This is a genomic window from Qipengyuania intermedia (assembly GCF_019711615.1).
In the GTDB taxonomy this organism is placed as follows: Bacteria; Pseudomonadota; Alphaproteobacteria; order Sphingomonadales; family Sphingomonadaceae; genus Qipengyuania; species Qipengyuania intermedia.
The window spans coordinates 598,540-618,497 of the sequence record NZ_JAIGNS010000002.1; the positions used below are offsets into that span (position 1 = coordinate 598,540).

Sequence of the window (19,958 nt, forward strand, 5' to 3'; positions counted from 1 at the left end):
TGCGAAAGGGTGCGCGAGCGTCAACGCGGCGTGAGCGAAACCTCACAGCTTCGCACACGGCGCTCGATCAGGGCTTGCCGCCCATCCGCTTGTAGCGCGTCTTGCCGTAGCGCGTCTTGCGCGTGCCGGGGCGTCCGGCATCGCTCCGCCCGACGCGCGGGGCCTTCTTTTCCTCATCACCAAGGCCGAGTTCGTCGTTCTCGAGGCGGCGGATTTCGTCGCGCAGGCGTCCGGCTTCCTCGAATTCGAGATCGGCGGCAGCGGCCCGCATGCGCTTTTCCAGGTCTTCGATATAGGCGCGAAGGTTGTGGCCCACGAGATTGTTGCGCTCGTCATCGCCGGTATCGACCGTGACGCCATCCTGCGAGGCGGTATCGGCGACGATGTCGGCGATCTGCCGCTTGATCGTTTGCGGCGTGATGCCGTGTTCTTCGTTATACGCGCGCTGCTTTTCGCGGCGGCGGTCGGTCTCCGCCATGGCGCGTTCCATGCTTCCCGTAATGCGGTCGGCATAAAGGATAACGCGCCCGTCGACGTTGCGGGCGGCGCGGCCGATGGTCTGGATGAGCGAGGTTTCGCTGCGAAGGAAGCCTTCCTTGTCGGCATCGAGTATGCACACGAGCCCGCATTCGGGAATGTCGAGACCCTCGCGCAGTAGGTTGATGCCGACCAGCACGTCATAGACGCCCAGGCGCAGGTCGCGGATCAGCTCGATACGCTCCAGCGTCTCCACATCGGAGTGCATGTAGCGCACGCGTACGCCCGCCTCGTGCATGAACTCGGTAAGGTCTTCCGCCATGCGCTTCGTCAGCGTGGTGACGAGCGTGCGGTAGCCCATCTTGGCGGTCTTCTTGCACTCCTCGATGCAGTCCTGGACCTGGTCTTCGACCGGCTTGATCTCGACCGGCGGGTCGATGAGGCCGGTCGGGCGAATGACCTGTTCGGCAAACACGCCGCCCGTCTGTTCCATCTCCCACGAACCGGGCGTTGCCGAGACGGCAAAGGTCTGCGGGCGCATCGCGTCCCATTCGTTGAAGCGCAGCGGGCGGTTGTCGATGCAGGACGGGAGGCGGAAACCGTACTCTGCCAGCGTGATCTTGCGGCGGTGGTCCCCGCGCGCCATCGCGCCGATCTGCGGCACCGTCTGGTGGCTTTCATCGACGAACAGCAGCGCGTTTTCCGGAAGATATTCGAACAATGTGGGCGGCGGTTCCCCCGGCAGGCGTCCGGTGAGGAAGCGGCTGTAATTCTCGATCCCCGCGCAAGAGCCGGTGGCGGCTATCATCTCCAGGTCGAAGTTGGTGCGCTGCTCGAGCCGCTGCGCTTCAAGCAGGCGGCCTTCTTCTTGCAGCTCCTTAAGACGTTCCTGCAGCTCGAACTTGATGGCCTCGGAGGCCTGTTTCATCGTCGGGCCGGGGGTGACGTAGTGCGAGTTCGCATAGACGCGCACCTTGTCGAGGCTGGCACCCTTCTTGCCGGTGAGCGGGTCGAATTCGCTGATTTCCTCGATCTCGTCACCGAAGAAGCTGATCCGCCAGGCCATGTCTTCATAGTGGCTCGGGAAGATTTCGAGGTTGTCGCCGCGCACGCGGAAATTGCCGCGCGCAAAAGCGGCATCGTTGCGCTTGTATTGGAGCGCCACCAGCTTGCGGATCAGCTCGCGCTGGTCGACCGTCTGGTCTTTCTTGATATCGAAGATCATGGCCGAATAGGTTTCGACCGAACCGATGCCGTAGAGGCAGGAAACCGAGGCGACGATGATCACGTCGTCACGCTCCAGCAGCGAGCGCGTCGCCGAGTGGCGCATCCGGTCGATCGCTTCGTTTACCGAGCTTTCCTTCTCGATGTAGGTGTCGGACCGCGGCACGTAGGCTTCGGGCTGGTAGTAGTCGTAATAGCTGACGAAATACTCGACCGCGTTTTCGGGAAAGAAGCTCTTGAACTCGCCATAAAGCTGCGCGGCGAGGATCTTGTTCGGCGCCAGGATCAGGGCAGGGCGCTGCAGTTCCTCGATGACCTTCGCCATGGTGAAGGTCTTGCCCGAACCGGTGACGCCCAGAAGCGTCTGGGTCTTCTCGCCCTCGCGCGCCGATGCGACCAGTTCCCTGATCGCAGTCGGCTGGTCGCCTGCGGGCGTATAGTCGCTCACCAGCTTGAACTTGCGGCCACCCATCGATTTTTCGGGGCGTGCGGGCTTGTGCGGTACGAACTCGCCTGTGGTGTCGGGTTCTTCGAGGCCGCGCCTGATTACGAGTTCTGACATGTGCGCACATATGGGGAACGAATGGGGCAGGTGCAACGGCGGCTTGCGCAAGACCGGCGTGCTGCTAGCGTCGTGCGACCAATCACGCGGAGAATTCCATGCGCAATACCCTTACCCTCGCCATTGCCACCATCGCGCTCGCCGCTTGCGGCAGTTCCAGCGATGCCGATACCGACGGCGATGGCAGCGTGTCGGCCGACGAGGTCGAAGCGGCGGCGGCCAAGGTGAAGCCGCTGGAGGCGGGCGAATACAAGATGAACATGGAGCTGGTCGAACTGGTCGATCCTTCCATGAGCGAAGGCGACATCGCCAAGGCCAAGGAGTTCATGAACGCCATGGCGAACGCGGCCCCGGCGCGCTGTCTCACGGAAGACGAGGCGAGCAAGGGGATGATCGGTATCGCCGAGCAATTGCAGAACGGCGATTGCACGATGGACAGCCTGACTTCGGATGCCGAAGGCATGCAGGCTGCGATGACCTGCAAGGCTGGCGGCGGCGATGCGAAGATCACTATCGACAGCCAGTCGACCGGCACGGCCAGCGAAATGACGATGACGGCCGTCGAGCCGGTTTCCGGCAGCGAGGATACGAAGCGCGTCACGATGAAAGTCGGCATGACCCGTACCGGCGACTGCACCTGACGCGAAGCGGGGGCGTTCAGGAAACCGCCATCGGCCTCGTGCATTCTGTGTAGATGTTCCAGACGCCGTCGTTTCAGGAAACCCGCGAGGAAATGAGCCGCAGGCTGGCGCTTGCCGCAGAGCCGAGCCCGGACGATGCGCGCGGACCACGTGCCCTCTTGCTGGCCAAGGAATTTCTCTGGCCGCTGGAGCCGGTCAAGCGTCGTTTCGAAAAGTTCACCGCAACTCCTGCCACGCATCCCAAGCGCGTGATGCTGTTGCCCGGCTTCGGTGCGCACCCTATCCGGATGCGCTGGATGGCGCGCACGCTCGAGGATGCAGGGCACACGGTGAAGCGCTGGGGCATGGGATATAATCTCGGCGCGACGGCCGATCGCTTTGCGAGGGTCGAAGATCGTCTCATCGACCTCTACCATCGCCGCGGGGAGCCGATCGTGCTGGTCGGGTGGAGCCTCGGCGGGGTGATGGCGCGCGAACTGGCGAAAAAGCATCCGGACAAGATCGCCAAGGTCGTGACCATGGGGTCACCTTTTTCAGGGTCGCCTCGCGCCAACAACGGCTGGCGTGCCTACCAGGCGATTGCCGGCCACCGAGTGGACGAACCCGAGATCGACACGATAGTCAGTGAAAAGCCGCCGGTAGAAACGGTCGCCTTCTGGTCCCCGCGCGATGGTATCGTCCATCCGCGATCGGCCTGTGGCAGGCCCGGCGAACGGGACCGTGCGGTGGCCTTGCGCTGCACGCACATGGGCTTCGTCTTGACCCACGAGGCCGTTTCCGCCCTTTTGTCGGAACTGGATCGCTCCTGAACCTTTAGTTCGTGGAGCGGGACATTGCGTCACGCGAAGGGCCGCGTCCTGCGGTCCGTTGCAACTTCCGGGGGATCATGAGCGGCACCGCCGACTTCTTCAACGAAATGCGCGAGCCGGATGGCTCGGTTCGCGATGCCTATTCCTCCTACTGCGACTGGTACGACGAACAAGACACCAGGCTCCTCAAGCGCAAGCACCGGGAAGCGGAGACCAATTTCCGCAAGACCGGCATAACCTTCAATGTCTATGGCGAGGACGAGGCGGAGGAACGCCTGATTCCCTTCGACATGGTGCCGCGCATCATCACCGCGAACGAATGGCGCAAGTTGACCAGAGGGATCGAGCAACGTGTCAGCGCGCTCAATGCCTTCATGCACGACCTTTATCACCGCCAGGAGATTATCCGGGCGGGTCGCCTGCCGCAGCGCCTGCTGCGCGACAATGCGGCGTGGCTGCCGAACATGGTCGGTTTCACCCCGCCGGGCGGCGTATACACCCATATCGTCGGCATCGACCTGGTGCGTACCGGACCGGACGAATTCTTCGTCCTCGAAGACAATGCGCGCACCCCGTCCGGCGTCAGCTATATGCTTGAAAACCGGGAAACCATGATGGCCATGTATCCCGAACTGTTCATGCGGGTCCCGGTCGAAAGTGTGTCCGACTATCCGCGCCGGCTTGCGAAGAGCCTTGCTGCCTGCGCACCCGCTGCTGCCGGCGATCGACCCGTCGTGGCTGTGCTGACGCCGGGCATCTACAACTCGGCGTATTTCGAACACGCCTTCCTTGCCGACCAGATGGGTGCCGAGCTTGTCGAAGGCAGCGATTTGCGCGTGGTCGATGGCCGTGTCGCGATGCGCACCACCAGCGGATACAAGGCGGTCGATGTCATCTACCGCCGGGTCGATGACGAATTCCTCGACCCGTTGACATTCAATCCCGACAGCGTGCTTGGCGTGCCGGGCATCATGGACGTTTATCGCGCAGGAGGCGTCACGATTGCCAATGCACCTGGGACGGGCGTGTGCGACGACAAGGCCATCTATTCCTTCATGCCCGACATCGTCGAATTCTATACGGGCGAAAAACCGCTCCTGCCGAATGTGGAGACATGGCGTTGCGCGGACGAGGACAGCCTGAAATACGTGCTCGACAACCTTGAAGAACTGGTGGTGAAGGAAGTCCACGGCTCGGGCGGCTACGGCATGCTGGTGGGCCCTGCATCCTCGAAGAAGGAAATCGAGACGTTCCGCGCCAAGCTGGTCGAGAACCCGTCCAACTATATCGCGCAGCCCACGCTCTCGCTGTCTACCTGTCCGATCTACACGAAGAAAGGCCTCGCCCCGCGCCACGTGGACCTGCGCCCTTACGTGCTCGTCTCGCCCGACAAGATCGACATCACGCCCGGCGGCCTGACCCGCGTTGCTCTCGAAGAAGGGTCGCTGGTCGTCAATTCGAGCCAGGGTGGCGGCACGAAAGATACCTGGGTGCTCAAAGATTGATGCTGGGCAGAACCGCAAACGGATTGTTCTGGATGTTCCGCTATCTCGAACGGGCGGAGAACACCGCGCGCCTGCTGGATGCTGGCATGCGCATGGCCCTGACCCGCGACCTGGTGACGGCAGAAGAAGAGTGGCGCTCGGTAATTTCGACCGCCGGACAGCGCGCGGCTTACGAAGCCAAGCATGGCACCTATACCGGCAGCCAGGTGTGGAACTTCATGCTGCGCGACAAGGCCAATCCATCGTCCATCCTCGCCATGTTCGGTCTGGTCCGGCAGAATGCGCGCCTTGCCCGCAACGCTATCAGCGGGGAGTTGTGGGAAGCCATCAACGAGAATTGGCTCGTCATCGACGAACAGTTGAATAAGCCGGTGGCCGAGAACCGGGTTCTCGACACCGTCGCCACCATCCGGCGGGCAGGGACCCTGGCGCACGGAGCGCTGGCAGGTTCGATGCTGCGGGACGAAGGCTATCATTTCGCCCGTGCAGGGACATTTATCGAGCGTGCCGATAGCATCTCGCGCATTCTCGACATCAAGTACTACCTGCTCCTGCCGTCGCTATCCTATGTCGGCTCCAGCCTCGATACAGGCCAGTGGGACCAGGTGCTGCGCTCCGTTTCCGGCGACCGCGCCTATCGCTGGCTGAATGCCGGACAGATCGATGCCAAGGGTATTTGCGAATTCCTGATCCTGGACGAGCGTTTTCCGCGCAGCCTGGCGTTCTGCTATTGTGCCCTGCGCGACGACCTGGCCGCTCTTGCGAGGCTGCATGGCACCGAGGGGCAGAGCAACATGCTCATGCGCGATGCGGATACGCGCCTCACCGATCTGACGATCGAGGAAATATTCGACCAGGGCCTGCATGAATTCCTCGTCGAGTTCACGCAGGACAATGCAGCAATCGCCGATGCCATTTCCACCGATTACAGGTTCCTTGCCTGATGCGCCTATCGATCCGCCACACCACACGCTACCGTTTCGGCCAGCCCGTCGTGCATGCGCTGCAGCGCCTGCGGCTGGTACCCAAGCAGACACAAGGCCAGGAAATCCTCGACTGGTCTATGGAGTATGAGAACGCTCATGAAGAGCTCCAGTTTGAAGACCAGCATCACAACACCACAACGCTGATTGCGGTCGAACCGGGTACTAAGGAAGTGGTCGTCACCTGCAAGGGGACGGTCGACACGCACGACCATGCGGGCGTCATCGGTCGCCATGCAGGCCACCTGCCGCTGTGGAGCTTCCTTTCGCAGACATCGCTCACGCGGCCCGGCCTGGGCATTCGCAAGTTCCTCAAGGACTTCCAAGGTCGCGAGGACGAGAAGCTGGACCTGCTGCACGAAATATCGCGCCGTATACTCGAAGAGGTCGAGTACAAGATCGGCTCTACCATCCCGCAAACCACCGCCGAAGAAAGCTTCGCGGCCAAGGCGGGGGTCTGCCAGGACCATGCCCATATCTTCATCGGCATGGCGCGCGCACTGGATATTCCGGCGCGCTATGTCTCGGGCTATCTGATGATGAACGACCGGATCGAACAGGAAGCGACCCATGCCTGGGCGGAAGCTTTCGTCGATGGGCTGGGCTGGGTCGGCTTCGATGTTTCCAACGGGATCAGCCCCGATGCGCGCTACGTCAGGGTTGCCACGGGCCGCGACTATCGCGATGCAGCGCCCGTGACCGGAATCAGTTTCGGCAATTCGGAGCAGGTGCTGGAAGTCGACGTCTCGGTCGAACAGCAGCAAGTCCAACAATAGACGACGTTTTTTGGGATCGACATGACATATTGCGTAGGAATGGTGCTCGAAAGGGGCCTCGTGCTGATGAGCGACACCCGCACGAATTCGGGCGTCGACAATATCTCCGTCTTTCGCAAGATGTTCACTTGGCAAGTGCCCGGCGAACGTATCATCACCGTGATGACGGCAGGCAATCTGGCCACCACACAAGCCGTGATCAGCCAGCTCGAAGAACGCAGCAAACAGCCCGACGACCGTGACAATGCGATCCTGAAGTCGCCCACGATGTTCCAGGTGGCGACCGAGATCGGCAAACTCTTGCGCGACATAATTGCGGACCGGCAAGGCGCCAATGGCGATCGCGGGCGTGGACGCTTCACCGCTTCGATCATCGTCGCCGGCCAGATCGCGGGTATGGAGCCGCGCCTGTTCATGGTCTATCCGGAAGGCAATTTCATCGAGGCCAGCCTCGATACCCCTTTCTTCCAGATCGGCGAGACCAAGTATGGCCGCCCGATCATCATCCGCGGTTACGACCGCACGATGAGCCTGGAAGACGGGGTGAAGCTGCTGATGGTCAGTTTCGACTCGACCCTCAAGGCGAACTTGTCCGTGGGCCTGCCGCTGGATCTGCAGGTCATCAGGCGCGACAGTTTCGAGGCGAGCCACCAGCACCGGGTGACTCACGAGGATCCCTATTTCCAGGCGATTTCGTCGAGTTGGGGCGATGCCTTGAAGAACGCGTTCCACTCGCTCCCAGATTACAGCTTCTATCACGGGGATGACTGATAGAACGAAGCATCCAATTCGGATTTATTACTTTCGTACGTAGTCTGTTTGGTGTTCCCTTAGGCAATAATATTTTGCATCCATATCCGTAGTCTTCCGGAATGCGCATTGTCCCTTATGCTGTCAGCATTACGGGCATGGAAAACAAACAGATACTCCACATCGTCGACGGCTCGACCAGGGCACGCGCGGCGCAGGCGCATATCGGTTTCGATATGGGGCATCATTGCGAGGTCTACGCCGATGTCGGCGAATTGCTGGCGACCTCGCCCGAGAGCGGTTTGGTCCTAGCCCGCGACGACGAGGGCCATGGCGCTGTCACGGTCGTACTGCGAAGTCTGGCGGCCAGGGGAATTTGGTTGCCGGTCGTCGGGACCTCGGAGGACCCGCGACCGGGGCGGGTAGTCGCTGCAATCAAGGCAGGTGCCCTCGATTACCTGCGGCTACCCTTCGAAGTAAGTCGCCTTAGCGAAGCGATTGCGCGGATTGCCCAGGAAGCGGAAGCCTACGGCGCTGCAAGACGCAAGATGATCGAAGCGCGCAGCAGGATTGCGTCCCTTTCGCCGCGTGAACGCGAAGTGCTCGACTGGCTGGCCGAAGGGCGCAGCAACAAGATGATCGCGCGCGAGTTGGAAATCAGCCCGCGAACGGTCGAAATCCACCGGGCCAACATGATGAACAAACTCGGCGCGCATCACGCCGCCGAAGCTGTCCGCCTGCGCATCGAAGCGCATCTCGACAGCACCCAGATTTCCGCGGCCTGATCGGGTCGCGTCTCGGGCCTGCGGGTCGCACCGACAGGCAGGTCAGCGGCAGAACGAACCGCGGCCGAATTCCAGGTGCAGGTGATCGCGATGGGCGGCGTTGTAATCGGGGCCCAGCACGGTGCCGAAACGCTTGCAAGCGCTGGAATGAACGGTGCGCAGGAACTCTCGCTCGGCGGGGGAGGCGTTCCAGCCGCCAAGGACAGTGATCCTGCGGCCATCGGTCAGGACGAACCCGGACACGTCGACCGCCTGCGCGCGCGAGTGGGCGGACAGCCGGTTCGTGCCTGCGACATTGCGGCAGGAATAGCTGCCCATAGTTTCGATCCGCTCCAGCCCACTGCCCAGGATCTGGCGTGCGGCGCGATCGACGCCGAAGCGCGCCCACGCGGCAAAATCCTTGGCCACGGGACAGGCGACGGCAGTCAGATTGGTTACGTCGAAGGGTCCCGCATCACCGTAGAGAGCGCTGAGGCGAACGGTGTTCTGCGTCGAGCAGCCGCCGGCCTGGAGCTTGTCGGGCAAGGGGGCAAATTGTGCGCGCGTGCTGCCGAGATCCGCCAGGCATTGCCGCGCCTCGCGGGTAGGTTCTGGCAGGGCTTGTGCCGATCCCGAAGGGCGGGACGGCGCTTCGCCCGCGCGTTCCGGAACGGCGCCGCATCCGGCCAGCGCCACAGCTGCAAGCGATGCTGTAAAGGCTGCGATCCTCATGGAGCGGCAAGCTACATCGGCGTTTGGAACGCGGCAAGCACGCCGGTTACTCGGGAGCGAGAACCTGTTCCCATAGCTCGATCTTCACGCCATCGGGATCGAGCAGCCAGGCGAACTTGCCGTAACCCTCGTCGACGCTGTCCAGCACCTCGACGCCCTTATCCTTGAGCTGCGCGACGAAGGTATCCAGATCGTCGACGCGCAAATTGATCATGAAGCCACCGCGGCCCGGCTTGAGGTACTGGTCGTCCTTGAAATGACTGATCAGTGAGTAGGGCTTGTCGCCGGTCTCCTCGCTCCAGTTCAGCTGCGGTCCGTATTCGCCGTCTATGCCCAGCGTGTCGCGATACCAGGCGCGCGTCGCTTTCGGGTCCTTCACCACATAGAAGACGCCGCCCAAACCCGTGATCTTGGCCATCTGGACCTCCTGTCAGTACCCGCTTGCCTGTCCGTCCTTGCGCATTTCGGTTGCCCCGGTGAGCACGCCCGTTTCCGGATCCCGCGCGATCGCCTGGTAGCCGCCGAACATGATACCGTTCGAGACGACCTCGACCTTGTGGCCCATCTCCCGCAGCGCTTCGACCGTCGCGACCGGAATACCCGGTTCGACGTATAGCGTGCCGAGCGGATCGGCCGAGGGACCTTCCAGCGCTTCTGTCGGCTGCCTGCCGCCATCATGGTTTAGCCGTGCGGCATCGCCTGCTTCCTGCAAGTTCATGCCGTAATCGACGATGTTAACCAGCACCTGCACATGCCCCTGCGGCTGCATGCCACCGCCCATCAGGCCGAGTGTCATGTAAGGCTTACCATCCTTCTTCACGAAGGCCGGAATGATGGTGTGGAAGGGGCGCTTGCCTGGCTCGTAGGCATTGGGATGGGCCGGATCGAGGCTGAATAGCTCGCCCCGGTCCTGGAACATGAACCCTGTACCGGGCGCCACCAGCCCGCCGCCCATGCCGCGATAGTTCGACTGGATCAGGCTGACCATCATGCCATTGCCATCGACCACGGTGAGGTAAGTGGTGTCGCCTTCACCCTCTAGTTTCGGTTCGCCGGGACCGAATTCCGGCACTGCGCGCGTCGGATCGATCAGGGTGAAACGTTCGCGTCCATATTCTTCGCTCAGCAACTCCGCAGGGAAACGCGCGAAGTCGGGATCGGCATAGAAACGTGCGACATCGGCATAGGCCAGCCGCTTGGCTTCGGTGATGTAATGCAGGACTTCGGGGCTACCGCGCTCCCACTGTGACAGGTCGACGTTCTTCAGGATGTTGACCATCTGCAGCGCGGCAAAGCCCTGGCTGTTGGGCGGCAACTCGCACAGTTCGTACCCGTCCTTGTAGAGCGCACAGGCGGGGTCCACCCACTCGCTTTCGTGGTCGGCGAAATCCTCGCGCGTAAAGGCGCTGCCCTGCGCCTGGAGGTAGGCGACCATCACATCGGTCAGCTCGCCGTCGTAGAATGCGTCGCGCCCGTCGCGACCGATGGCCTCCAGCGTGTCGGCGAGGTCCGGATTGCGGAACATCTCGCCTGCCTCGGGTGCCGTCCCGTCGGAGAACCAGACCTTGCGGGCGTTGTCGAATTCGAAAGGATAGGCCTCTTGCCGGGCCGTATAGGCGCGCAGCGAGCGGTCGAGATACATGGCGATGACCGGCGCGATCGGGTGACCTTCACGGGCATAGGAAACCGTCGGCGCCAGCACGTCGCTCATGGGCAGCTTGCCGAACTTGCCATGCATGGCGAACCACGCATCGACCGTACCGGGGATAGTGACGGGCAGGGGGCCGACCGGCGGCAGGCTGTCCGCGCCGTCAAGCTTTTCGAGCAGCTGGTCCAGCGTCTGCCCCTTGGGCGAGCGACCCGACCCGTTGATGCCGTGCAGCTTCCCGCTCGCCGGATCGTAGACGATGGCGAACAGGTCGCCGCCGATGCCGTTTCCGGTCGGCTCCATCAGGCCGAGCGCTGCGTTGGCGGCAATCGCGGCGTCGACTGCGCTGCCGCCTGCCTTGAGGATGTCGAGCGCGATTTGCGTTGCCAGCGGATGCGCCGTCGCGGCCATGCCGTTCTGCGCGATAACGGGGCTACGCGACCAGTTGGCGCCGACCGGCCTGCCGCCCGCGCCGATCTGCTGCTCGACGGGTCGCTCTTCTGCCTGCTCCTGTGCGGTCGAAGGGACCGCGATCAACGCCAGTGCCGTGGCGCCTGCCAGTATCGCTCGCATTTCACTCTCCTGTTCCTTTGGAGAGCGGTGTGAAGCGCCTTCGTCAGGCTTGCAAGGGGGCTGCGGTTTTCGCCGTCGCCTTGCTGACCAGCCAGATCGCAATCCACGCGGCGATGAAGCCCGGTACGATCTCGTACAGGCCACCATCGAAGCCGGGCAGGGCGGAATTCCAGCCCAGCGCGATCCAGGCCATCACGACAGCGGCACCCGTCACCAGTCCGGCTACCGCGCCTGCGCCAGTCATGCGGTCCCAGGTGAGCGACAGGATGATCAGCGGGCCGAAGGCCGCGCCGAATCCGGCCCAAGCGTTGGACACGAGGCCCAGCACCTGGCTGTCGGGATCGCTGGCGATCCAGATGGCGGCCAGCGCAACCAATGCGACGCAGATACGGCCGACATTGACGCTCTCGCGCTCGCTCGCCTGCTTGCGGAAGAACAGCTTGTAGAAGTCTTCCGTCAGCGAGGAAGAGGCCACCAGCAATTGCGAGCTGATCGTCGACATGATCGCCGCCAAGAGGGCTGCCAGCAGGAAGCCGGTGATCAGCGGGTGGAACAACAGGTTCGCAAGGACGATGAAGATCGTTTCGGGGTCGTCCACCACAATGCCGTTACGCTCTGCAAAGGCGCGCCCGGCGATGCCGATGCCGATGGATCCGAGCAAGGCCACCCCCATCCAGGTCATGCCGATATTGCGCGCGGTCTTTACCTTGGCGACGGTGTCGATGGCCATGAACCGGACGATGATATGCGGCTGGCCGAAATAGCCGAGGCCCCAGGTCACCGCGCTGATGAAGCCGAGCGCCGTCAGACCCTGTGTCAGGCTGAGGAAGCCGGGGACATCCACTTCGGTGAGCGATCCGCCCCCGCTGCCGCCTTCGCCGAACATGACGACCAGCGGCATAATAACGAGGGCAGTGACCATGATCAGGCCCTGCACGAAGTCGGTAAGGCTGACCGCGAGGAACCCGCCGACCATCGTGTAGGCGAGCACGACGAGGGCCGTGATCCAGATGCCGAGCATGTAGTCGCTCATCCCGACGTCGGGCAGTAATCCGGCGAAGCTCGTCTCGAACAGCTTGCCGCCACCGACGAGACCCGCAGCGGTATAGACCGCGAAGAACACCACGACGATCAGGGCGGAAACAACCCGCAAGGCGACCGCCTTGTCGGGGAAGCGGTTGGCGAGGAATTCCGGGATTGTGAGGGCATTGCCCAGTTCTTCCGTCTGCTTGCGCAGGCGCGGGGCGACCACGATCCAGTTGAAGAGCGCACCCACGAAAAGGCCGATACCGATCCACGCCTCCACAAGGCCGGCGGCGTAAAGCGCGCCGGGAAGGCCGAGCAGCAGCCAGCCGCTCATGTCGCTTGCCCCTGCGGAAAGCGCGGCGACGGATGGCGGCAGGTTGCGTCCCGCGAGGAGATAACCCTCACTTGTATCGGTGGAACGGCGCCAGGCCCACAGGCCGATGCCGATCATGAGGACGAAATAGAGCGTAAGAGAGATGAGTGTTCCGGTCTGCATGGACCGGCAGGTAACAAACGCAACCGGCTTTGGCCAATCCTAGATTTTTACCGCCCAAATCTCGGGTTTCGACGGTGTGCTGTGCATTGGGCAGGACAAAACAATAAATATCTCGGGAACATAGCCAAGTGACGGCAGTTCGATTTCGTGAACTACTTAAGGGTCTGACTTATGAAAAAGTTTATTACTGTTGCGGCCGCTTCTGCGGCCTTTGTTGCTGTGCCTGCGGCCGCCCAAGAGGTGACCACAGATACCTATGACGGGTTCTATGTCGGTGCCACGCTCGGGGGCGACTTCCTGGATGGCATGCGCGACGATCGCCTTGTGTTCGAAACCGACGACAACGGCATTTTCGGAGACACCGTCGTCACGGCTGCGGGGACGGATGCGTTTCTGCCCGGTTTTTGCGCCGGTATCGCGAACGGTGCCGAATTCAGCGCGGGCTGTTCCGACGACGATGACGGTCTCGCCTATTCGGTACGTCTCGGATTCGACAAGCGTGTGAACAACTCGGCGCTTGTCGCGGGCTTCCTTGTGGAAGGCGAGATGTCGGATGCGACCGACTACACCACCGGCTTCAGCACGACGCCCGCCAGCTACACCTTCGCACGGGAACTCGATAAATCGATCGCCGTTCGCGGCCGGATCGGGGCATCGCCGGGCGACGGTCGTGGCCTCATCTATGCGACGGGCGGCTTTGCCTATGGCCAGATCGATCACGAATTCATCACCACGAACGGCGCGAACAGCTTCGATGTCGTGAATGGCGACAAGTGGCAATTCGGTGCCCAGTTCGGCGGCGGCGCCGAAGTCATGGTGGCAGGCGGCGTCACCTTCGGCGTGGAGTACCTGTATTCCAGCTACGACGATGATGACGCTTACGTGCTGGTCGGTCAGGGAACGGCTCCGGCCACCAACCCGTTCGTTCTGCGCAGCGGCAGCACCGACCTGAAAACCAATGCGGGCAATTTCGACAAGCATTCGGTACGGGCTACCATCGGTTACCGCTTCTAAGGCGCTTGCCCTGAAACAGAAAAAGGGTCGCTTCGATGTGAAGCGACCCTTTTTTGTACCTGCACTGCGCGCCCGGCTTTCGCGTCAGTAGGAATCCACAGCGTCGAACAGCGCCGTGACAGCTGCCCGCTCTTCTTCCGACAGTTCGGGGCGCCAGATCTCGAATATCAACACGACACGGTCTTGCGTGCCCCGGTTCACCGCTTCGTGAAGGATGGAATCGTCGAAGGTCAGCAGCGTGCCTTCATGCCATTGCCGGTCTTCTCCTCCGACACGGAACATGCAGCCTTCGGGCACGATCAGCGGCAGGTGGCAGACAAGGCGGATGTTGAGCAGGCCAAGGTGCGGTTCGATCGCCGCGCCCGCAGCAAGCTTGGAAAACATGATTTGCGGAGCCCGTTTGTCGAGCTTGAGCAGATCGACTCCGTCCAAAGCCTCGAGTGTCCGGGGGCATTGCTGGGCGTTTTCGGGGATTTCCTTCCCGCTTTCCCACAAGGTCAGACTGCTCCAGTCGGGATTGTCTACCAATCCATGCTTGGGCGGCCGAGTGGGATCGCTGTAAAGGTAAGGCTTGAAGCCATCCGCCTGGCCCATCAGCGGCAGCAGTTCATCCCGGATTTCAGACGTTCGGCTTTCAAGTTCGCTTGCCCATGGGAACTCGTGGTTCTCGTAATAGCGCCGCTGGGGCAGGTCGGGGTAGAAGAAGCTGCGCGGGTTCTGCAGTTCCGATTGAGCCTGGCGGCGACCCATCAGGATGTCGACTGCCTTGGCGAAGCGCGGTGGGCGGCTCCCCGGCGCGAACCCCGCTTTTGCCAGCGAGCTTTCCAGGTAATCCTGGAAACGAAGTGCCAGTTGCTGCACCGCCTGCTGTGCGCGGCCCAACTCGCTGGCGGGAACGGTGCCGGGGTTTGCCGCCGCCGCTTTCAGCGCAGCCTGGTAAAAGGCGTTGGCAATCTTGTCGTCGCCCGCAGCAGCGCGCAAATCGGCTTTGCGGATAAGCGCGCCGACATTGCCGGGTTGGGACGCAATGACGCGGTCTATTGCTGCTTCGTCGTCGCTCGGCACAGCGCTAACTCTCCCTGCATTGCCATAATCGACTGCACGGTTAGCGAAGGCGGTGACCGGTTCCAAGACCGCATTGTCACCGCCTTACCTGTCTTCCTTCCGGATCAGGCCTGTGCGGCGCGCTTGGCGCGCTTTCGCTCGTGCGGATCGAGAATGGCCTTGCGAAGACGGATGTTCTCCGGCGTCACTTCGACCATTTCATCGTCGTCGATATAGGCGATGGCCTGTTCCAGTGTCATGACGCGCGGCGGAGTGAGGCGGATGGCGTCGTCCTTGCCGGTCGAACGGAAGTTCGTCAGCTGCTTTGACTTCATCGGGTTCACTTCGAGATCGTCAGGCTTGGCGTTCTCGCCGATGATCATGCCCTCGTAGATCTTGGCGCCGCCGCTGATGAACAGCTCGCCGCGGTCTTCCAGCGCGTTGAGCGCATAGGGAACGGCTTCACCCGGGACCATCGAGATAAGGACGCCGTTCTGGCGGCCTTCGATGGGTCCGCGATAGGTGTCGTACTTCTCGAACAGGCGGTTCATGATACCCGTGCCGCGCGTGTCGGACAGGAATTCGCCGTGATAGCCGATAAGGCCGCGGGAAGGGGCGGAGAAGGTGATGCGGGTCTTGCCCTGGCCCGAAGGACGCATTTCGGTGAGCTCTGCCTTGCGGCGCTGCATCTTTTCCACAACCGTGCCCGAGTGCTCGTCGTCGACGTCGATGACGACGGTCTCGAACGGTTCCATGCGCTGGCCGTTCTCTTCGCGGAACAGCACGCGCGGGCGGCTGATGCCGAGTTCGAAGCCTTCGCGGCGCATGGTTTCTATGAGCACGCCCAGCTGCAGTTCGCCGCGGCCTGCCACTTCGAAGCTGTCCTTGTCGGCGCTTTCGGTGATGCGGATGGCGACGTTGGTTTCGGCTTCGCGGTAGAGACGGTCGCGGATCATGCGGCTCGTCACCTTGCTGCCTTCTCGGCCGGCCAGCGGGCTGTCGTTGACAGAGAACTGCATGGCGAGCGTCGGCGGATCGATAGGCTGCGCTTCGATCGGCGTCTTTACGCTGGGGTCGGCGATGGTGTTCGACACGGTCGCCTTTTCAAGGCCGGCGAGCGCGATGATGTCGCCCGCAACAGCGCTTTCGACCGGCACGCGGTCGAGACCGTCGAAGGACATCAGCTTCGTCGCGCGGCCGACTTCGATGACATTGCCATCGCCGTCGAGCGCATGGATCGGATCGTTGAGGTTGATCTTGCCCGACTGCACGCGGCCGGTGAGAACGCGGCCCATGAAGTTGTCGCGGTCGAGCAGGGTAGCGAGGAAGCTGAACGGCGCTTCGGTGTCGAGGCCCGGAGCGGGCACGTGGTCGACGATGAGCTTGAACAGCGGTTCGAGGTTGCCGTCACGCGCGGTTTCGTCGTCGCTGGCATAGCCGTCGCGGCCCGAGGCCCAGAGCGAAGGGAAGTCGAGCTGGTCGTCATTCGCATCGAGCGAGGCGAAGAGGTCGAAGACCTCGTCGAGCACTTCTTGCGGACGCGCATCGCCGCGGTCGATCTTGTTGACGACCACGATCGGGCGCAGGCCGAGGCCGAGCGCCTTGCCGGTCACGAACTTGGTCTGCGGCATCGGGCCTTCTGCGGAGTCGACCAGCAGGATAACGCCGTCGACCATGGAGAGGATACGCTCGACCTCGGCGCCGAAGTCGGCGTGGCCCGGCGTGTCGACGATGTTGATCCGCGTCCCGTTCCATTCGACGCTGGTGCACTTGGCGAGAATCGTGATGCCACGCTCTTTTTCCAGGTCGTTGGAGTCCATCGCACGCTCTTCGACGCGCTGGTTTTCGCGGAAGGTGCCGGACTGGCGGAAGAGCTGGTCGACCAGCGTGGTCTTGCCGTGGTCGACGTGGGCGATGATCGCCACGTTGCGTAGATCGCGGGACATGATTTTGCTTTCGTAAGGGTATCGGAGCGGCGGGCCCGGATTCGGCCTGCGGCAATTCGTGCGCGCCCCTAGCTTAGATGCTGCAATGCGGCAAGTATTTGAGGGTGTGACTCAAACACCACACCCGTTCGAGCGCACGCGAAGGACCTTGCTAAATGCTTGTATGAAAACGACTGGGGCAATAATTCGGCACCAGCCTGCGTCGCTGTGGGGACTACGCAGCCGACCAAATTATGGTTTTGAGAGAGGATTATTCATGAAATTCAATCGTTTCGGCCGGAATTCGGCCGTTCGTACCGCCCTGCTGGCCGGTGCCGCAGCCGTTACGCTGCCGAGCGCTGCCGTCGCGCAGGACCAGGATGTCGCCGATTCCGACGAGGAAATGGCAGTCGAATCCGATGACCAGGCGATGGGCAATGTCATCGTCGTCACCGCAACCAAGCGCGAACAGACGCTGCAGGAAGTCCCCGTTGCAGTCAGCGTCACCAGCGCCGAAACGATCGAGCGCGCGCAGATCCGCGATATCTCGGACCTCGCGACCGTCGTTCCCTCGCTTCGTGTGAGCCAGTTGCAGAGCGCTTTCGCCACCAGCTACTCCATCCGTGGCTTCGGTACGGACGGTAACAATATCGGCCTCGAACCGTCGGTCGCCATGTTCGTCGACGGCGTTTATCGCAGCCGTGCGGTTTCGCAGATTTCCGACCTTCCCGATATCCAGCGCGTCGAAGTCCTGCGCGGCCCGCAGTCGACCCTGTTCGGCAAGAACGCCAGCGCCGGCGTGATCTCGATCGTGACCAAGGAACCCGAATTCGAGTTCGGCGGCATGGTCGAAGCCAGCTATGGCAATTACGACGCGAAGGTCGTCAAGGGCTACGTCACCGGACCGATCACCGACTCGATCGCTTTCAGCGCCGGCGCAGGCTGGAACAACCGTGACGGTTACCTGACGAACGGTTTCAATGGTGAAGACATCAACGACCGCAACCGCTGGTTCACCCGCGGCCAGCTGCTGTTCGACAATGGCGGTGCCTTCAAGGCACGCATTATCGGCGACTACGACAAGATCGAAGAGCGCTGCTGCGGCGTCGTCAACGTGCGCCCCTCGGCCGAAATCGGTGCGATCCAGCTGCTCGGCGGACAGGTCAACGACTTCCGCAACAATCCCGATGGCGACGTGGTCTTCACCGATGTGGACCCGATCAACGAAATCGAGAACTACGGCATCTCGGGCCACCTCGATTACGAAATCGGCGCGCTGACGCTGACTTCTATCACGTCGTATCGCGAAACCTCGCTGATGGCCGACCAGGACGTCGACTTCACAAGCCTCGACGCGGTGACCGGCGCCAACATCGGCGATGCGGCGATCGACACCTTCACGCAGGAACTGCGCATTTCGTCGGACTTCGACGGACCGCTGAACTTCCTGCTCGGCGGCTATTATTTCGACGAAACCGTCGACACGTCGGACCAGCTCGTCTTCGGTGACGGCTTCCGCCCCTATGCCGACCTTCTTCTGCAGGGTGCGACCGAAGGGACCCAGAACGTAAACACGCTCGAAGCCACGCTCTCCGCCCTGAACGGTACGAACTACACCGGACAGTTCTTCGCGGCAGGACAGGGCTTCTTCAACAACATCGTCCAGGACAACGAAGCCTACTCGATTTTCGGTAACGTCGACTTCGAGATCGTCGACAGCCTCGTCCTGACGCTGGGTGCCAACTACACCAAGGACAAGAAGCAGATCGTCACCGACTCGACGAGCACGGACGTGTTCTCGAACATCGATTTGGTCGCCTCGGGCAATCGCGCCATCTTCGCTCAGGGTCTTGCCACCCAGGTAGGCACGATCCTCGGCCTCGGCCGTCCGGCTACGCAGGCAGAAATCGGCGCATTCGCCGGTGGCAACCCCGCTGCTTTCCAGCAGGTTTCGACAGGCGTGCAGGCATTCGCCGATGCAAACGATACCAACCCGGCCGTCAATCCGCTGCTGGCGCTGACCCCGTTCCAGTTCCTGCCGCCGCTGCAGAACTGCCCGAACGCGGTCGAAACCTGCAGCACCAATGACGACGACTGGAGCTGGAACGTACGCCTGGCGTACGAAATCTCGCCGACGCTGAACGTCTATGCAAGCTGGGCAACGGGCTACAAAGCACCCAGCTTCAACCTGTCGCGTGACAGCCGTCCGCTCCCGGGCGACTTCGCACAGCTCCAGGCCCAGGGTCTTGCAGTTACGAACCTGCGTCCGGGCACCCGTTTCGCCGAAGCCGAGAATTCGGAAGTCTACGAAATCGGTATCAAGGGCAACTGGGCCTATGCAGGCGCGAACCTGACGGTGTTCCAGCAGACGATCGACGACTTCCAGGCGAATACGTTCACCGGGACCTCGTTCATCCTGTCGAACGCAGGCAAGCAGGAAACCTTCGGTATCGAATTCGACGGGTACGTCCGCCCGGCCGATTCGCTGACGCTGAACGTCGCGATGACCTATCTCGACCCGATCTACGACAGCTTCGAAAACTCGCCGGTCGGCGATCTTTCGGGTGTCCAGGTTGCCGGCGTTCCCGAACTTTCGGCAGTCTTCGGGGCGACCTGGGACAAGGAAATCAACGATGCAGGCGATCGTATCATCCTGCGCGGCGATTTCTCCTACCAGTCGCCGGTCCAGGTGCTTAACGGCCTGACCAACTATATCGTTGTCGACCCGGCGACGGGCGAGCGCGATTTCGGTCCGGCGCGCGATGCGGCACTTCCGTTCACGCGCGAAGTGAACAGCCTCAACGCTTCGCTGACCTATGCATTCGACATGGGCCTGGAACTGACGGTCTGGGGTCGCAACCTGCTCGACGATCGTTACATCTCGACGATCTTCCCGTCGGTTGCACAGGGCCAGGCCATCTCGGGCTACCCGAACCAGCCGCGCACCTATGGTGTGGCCGCGAAGTTCAAGTTCTGATCGCAAGTCAGGCAGAATCGAAACAAGGAGAA

16 protein-coding genes are annotated in these 19,958 nt (G+C 62.0%); 9 read left to right on the top strand and 7 right to left on the bottom strand.

Annotation, left to right across the window (positions count from 1 at the left end; genetic code table 11):
* Positions 1-67: 67 nt before the first annotated feature.
* Entirely contained in the window at positions 68-2,263 is a 2,196-nt protein-coding gene (gene uvrB, locus K3179_RS09180; protein ID WP_221564265.1) for an excinuclease ABC subunit UvrB, read from the bottom strand.
* A gap of 98 nt (positions 2,264-2,361) precedes the next feature.
* On the opposite strand from uvrB, the gene K3179_RS09185 reads away from it, so the two are divergent.
* The 7 genes from K3179_RS09185 to K3179_RS09215 all read left to right on the top strand — a co-directional run bounded on the left by K3179_RS09185 (position 2,362) and on the right by K3179_RS09215 (position 8,512).
* A complete protein-coding gene (locus K3179_RS09185) occupies positions 2,362-2,904 on the top strand; it encodes a DUF3617 domain-containing protein (RefSeq protein WP_221564267.1) in 543 nt (180 codons plus the stop codon).
* Between the two features lie 53 nt (positions 2,905-2,957).
* The gene (locus K3179_RS09190; protein WP_221564268.1) at positions 2,958-3,713 is read left to right on the top strand and encodes an esterase/lipase family protein; all 756 of its coding nucleotides are present in this window, start codon (positions 2,958-2,960) and stop codon (positions 3,711-3,713) included.
* A gap of 77 nt (positions 3,714-3,790) precedes the next feature.
* A complete protein-coding gene (locus tag K3179_RS09195; RefSeq protein WP_221564270.1) occupies positions 3,791-5,218 on the top strand; it encodes a circularly permuted type 2 ATP-grasp protein in 1,428 nt (475 codons plus the stop codon).
* Entirely contained in the window at positions 5,218-6,162 is a 945-nt protein-coding gene (locus tag K3179_RS09200) for an alpha-E domain-containing protein (RefSeq protein WP_221564272.1), read from the top strand. The genes K3179_RS09195 and K3179_RS09200 overlap by 1 nt, the downstream gene beginning before the upstream one ends.
* The gene (locus tag K3179_RS09205; protein ID WP_221564274.1) at positions 6,162-6,977 is read left to right on the top strand and encodes a transglutaminase family protein; all 816 of its coding nucleotides are present in this window, start codon (positions 6,162-6,164) and stop codon (positions 6,975-6,977) included. Before K3179_RS09200 ends, K3179_RS09205 begins: the two co-directional genes overlap by 1 nt.
* Positions 6,978-6,998: 21 nt before the next feature.
* On the top strand, positions 6,999-7,748 hold the full coding sequence (locus K3179_RS09210; RefSeq protein WP_221564277.1) for a proteasome-type protease: 750 nt from the start codon (positions 6,999-7,001) through the stop codon (positions 7,746-7,748).
* 137 nt (positions 7,749-7,885) lie between these two features.
* A complete protein-coding gene (locus K3179_RS09215; RefSeq protein WP_221564280.1) occupies positions 7,886-8,512 on the top strand; it encodes a response regulator transcription factor in 627 nt (208 codons plus the stop codon).
* 42 nt (positions 8,513-8,554) lie between these two features.
* Here the strand turns inward: K3179_RS09215 and K3179_RS09220 are convergent, their stop codons facing one another.
* The 4 genes from K3179_RS09220 to putP are packed head-to-tail and all read right to left on the bottom strand — an operon-like array spanning position 8,555 to position 12,966.
* Positions 8,555-9,223 carry an extensin-like domain-containing protein gene (locus tag K3179_RS09220; RefSeq protein ID WP_221564284.1) on the bottom strand — a complete coding sequence of 223 codons (669 nt, stop codon included), beginning with the start codon at positions 9,221-9,223 and terminating at the stop codon, positions 8,555-8,557.
* A gap of 46 nt (positions 9,224-9,269) precedes the next feature.
* Positions 9,270-9,641, bottom strand: a complete 372-nt coding sequence (locus K3179_RS09225) for a VOC family protein (protein ID WP_221564286.1) — start codon at positions 9,639-9,641, stop codon at positions 9,270-9,272.
* A 12-nt stretch (positions 9,642-9,653) separates the two neighbouring features.
* The gene (gene ggt / locus K3179_RS09230; RefSeq protein ID WP_221564288.1) at positions 9,654-11,444 is read right to left on the bottom strand and encodes a gamma-glutamyltransferase; all 1,791 of its coding nucleotides are present in this window, start codon (positions 11,442-11,444) and stop codon (positions 9,654-9,656) included.
* Positions 11,445-11,487: 43 nt separating this feature from the next.
* Positions 11,488-12,966, bottom strand: coding sequence for a sodium/proline symporter PutP (putP, locus tag K3179_RS09235; RefSeq protein WP_221564290.1), 1,479 nt, complete (start codon positions 12,964-12,966; stop codon positions 11,488-11,490).
* Between the two features lie 171 nt (positions 12,967-13,137).
* Here putP and K3179_RS09240 point away from each other — a divergent pair, with 171 nt between their 5' ends.
* Positions 13,138-13,980 (top strand): outer membrane protein, encoded by an 843-nt coding sequence (locus K3179_RS09240; RefSeq protein ID WP_221564293.1) that lies wholly within the window; start codon positions 13,138-13,140, stop codon positions 13,978-13,980.
* A gap of 84 nt (positions 13,981-14,064) precedes the next feature.
* On the opposite strand, the gene K3179_RS13470 is transcribed toward K3179_RS09240, so the two are convergent.
* On the bottom strand, positions 14,065-15,045 hold the full coding sequence (locus tag K3179_RS13470; protein WP_221564295.1) for an aspartyl/asparaginyl beta-hydroxylase domain-containing protein: 981 nt from the start codon (positions 15,043-15,045) through the stop codon (positions 14,065-14,067).
* Between the two features lie 104 nt (positions 15,046-15,149).
* Positions 15,150-16,970: a translational GTPase TypA gene (gene typA / locus K3179_RS09250; protein WP_221564297.1), complete on the bottom strand. Its 1,821-nt coding sequence runs from the start codon at positions 16,968-16,970 to the stop codon at positions 15,150-15,152.
* Between the two features lie 256 nt (positions 16,971-17,226).
* Between typA and K3179_RS09255 the strand changes: the two genes are divergently transcribed.
* Positions 17,227-19,926, top strand: a complete 2,700-nt coding sequence (locus K3179_RS09255) for a TonB-dependent receptor (RefSeq protein ID WP_221564300.1) — start codon at positions 17,227-17,229, stop codon at positions 19,924-19,926.
* Positions 19,927-19,958: the final 32 nt, after the last annotated feature.

Bases quoted from the DNA above. Each gene is read 5' to 3' on its own strand.
- K3179_RS09215 (WP_221564280.1), top strand. From the start codon at position 7,886: ATGGAAAACAAACAGATACTCCACATCGTCGACGGCTCGACCAGGGCA.
- K3179_RS09205 (WP_221564274.1), top strand. From the start codon at position 6,162: ATGCGCCTATCGATCCGCCACACCACACGCTACCGTTTCGGCCAGCCC.
- K3179_RS09210 (WP_221564277.1), top strand. From the start codon at position 6,999: ATGACATATTGCGTAGGAATGGTGCTCGAAAGGGGCCTCGTGCTGATG.
- K3179_RS09185 (WP_221564267.1), top strand. From the start codon at position 2,362: ATGCGCAATACCCTTACCCTCGCCATTGCCACCATCGCGCTCGCCGCT.
- K3179_RS09200 (WP_221564272.1), top strand. From the start codon at position 5,218: ATGCTGGGCAGAACCGCAAACGGATTGTTCTGGATGTTCCGCTATCTC.
- K3179_RS09255 (WP_221564300.1), top strand. From the start codon at position 17,227: ATGAAATTCAATCGTTTCGGCCGGAATTCGGCCGTTCGTACCGCCCTG.
- uvrB (WP_221564265.1), bottom strand. From the start codon at position 2,263: ATGTCAGAACTCGTAATCAGGCGCGGCCTCGAAGAACCCGACACCACA.
- K3179_RS09220 (WP_221564284.1), bottom strand. From the start codon at position 9,223: ATGAGGATCGCAGCCTTTACAGCATCGCTTGCAGCTGTGGCGCTGGCC.
- putP (WP_221564290.1), bottom strand. From the start codon at position 12,966: ATGCAGACCGGAACACTCATCTCTCTTACGCTCTATTTCGTCCTCATG.
- ggt (WP_221564288.1), bottom strand. From the start codon at position 11,444: ATGCGAGCGATACTGGCAGGCGCCACGGCACTGGCGTTGATCGCGGTC.
- typA (WP_221564297.1), bottom strand. From the start codon at position 16,970: ATGTCCCGCGATCTACGCAACGTGGCGATCATCGCCCACGTCGACCAC.
- K3179_RS09195 (WP_221564270.1), top strand. From the start codon at position 3,791: ATGAGCGGCACCGCCGACTTCTTCAACGAAATGCGCGAGCCGGATGGC.
- K3179_RS09240 (WP_221564293.1), top strand. From the start codon at position 13,138: ATGAAAAAGTTTATTACTGTTGCGGCCGCTTCTGCGGCCTTTGTTGCT.
- K3179_RS09190 (WP_221564268.1), top strand. From the start codon at position 2,958: ATGTTCCAGACGCCGTCGTTTCAGGAAACCCGCGAGGAAATGAGCCGC.
- K3179_RS09225 (WP_221564286.1), bottom strand. From the start codon at position 9,641: ATGGCCAAGATCACGGGTTTGGGCGGCGTCTTCTATGTGGTGAAGGAC.